At 45.4% G+C, this 1,242-nt stretch carries 1 protein-coding gene; it reads right to left on the bottom strand.

Annotation, left to right across the window (positions count from 1 at the left end; genetic code table 11):
* Positions 1-301 precede the first annotated feature (301 nt).
* Positions 302-1,242: WD40 repeat domain-containing protein (locus F6K49_RS50360; RefSeq protein ID WP_293110382.1), on the bottom strand; the 941-nt coding region annotated here is incomplete at its 5' end.

Raw genomic sequence — 1,242 nt, 5'->3', positions numbered from 1 at the left:
TTATAAACCCCGCGTCTAATGACCGGGGATGAAAAACGAGCCGACTAAGAGCCGATTAATTGGTTGTACATCTAAACAAGGATAATTCTAAGGCTGAAACCCAAGATTTCCCTTAGAGTGTGTCATACAACTAGATTCTTAACAGCTTAGGGACTTTAGCCCCAGTCTGGGAATGTGGGTGGTAGATGGTCGAGTTACTCCCTTTGCTGTTGACAGAGTGCTTTATTATTCTATAGAATACTTTCTTGCTCTATATATGCCTTTTTGACTTATATTAATATTTCAGATCAACCCGATTGCTTTAATTTTGAGTAGCCATCTTATTACAAAGGGAGCGATCGCTCTTTTCTACCTCGTGGTTAGTTCTCAAATAATCACCGGCCCACTCACAACCAAGCTTCAGTAGAGTATCTAGATCTGAACTAAATGTTTGGTTTTCAAGGTTCCAGAGTGTCACTGCCCCATCAACACTAGCCGAAGCAAGAGTCTTACCATCTGGACTAAAACTTACAGACATGACCCGATCTCGGTGTCCTTCCAGGGTAGTGAGCAACTTACCATCCCGAGTCCAGAGTTTGATAGTAGCATCAGCGCTACCGGTGGCTATCACTTCACCCTTGGGATGGAAGGTAACGTCGGAAACCCTAGCTGTATGACCCTCTAGAGTTTCTAACAGAGTGCCGTCTTTTTTCCAGAGTTTGACAGTTCCATCCTCACTAGCGGAGGCGATTATTTCACCATCTGGGCTGAAGCTGACGTTCCAGATCCAATTACTATGTCCTTCTAGGGTATGGAGTAACTTGCCCTCCCGACTCCACAGTATTACAGTTTTGTCTTTGCTGGAGGAAGCAATCATTTTGCCATCTGGACTGAAGCTTACACCATAAACCCGATCACTGTGTCCCTTAAGGGTATCAAGTAAGTTGCCCTCCCGACTCCACAGTGTTACAGTGCGATCGCCACTTGCGGTAGCAAGTATCTGACTGTCTGGACTGAAGCTTAGATCTCTGATGTAGTCCTGATGCCCTTCAAGGGTCTTGAGCAAAGTGCCATCTAGCCTCCAAAGTTGGACTTTGGCTTTACTAGAGCTAACCGTGGCAATGAGCTTACCATCGGGACTAAAACTGACACCGTTTACTCCATCACCATGTTTAAGAGTCTTGAACAAGGTACCATCCAGCTTCCAGAGCTTGACAGTTCCATCCCAACTAGCCGAAGCAAGGGTTTGACCATCTGGACTAA

The sequence above is a fragment of the Moorena sp. SIO3I6 genome, assembly GCF_010672095.1.
The sequence above is the reverse complement of the archived record's forward strand: the minus strand, read 5'-3'. Positions and strand labels throughout refer to the sequence as shown.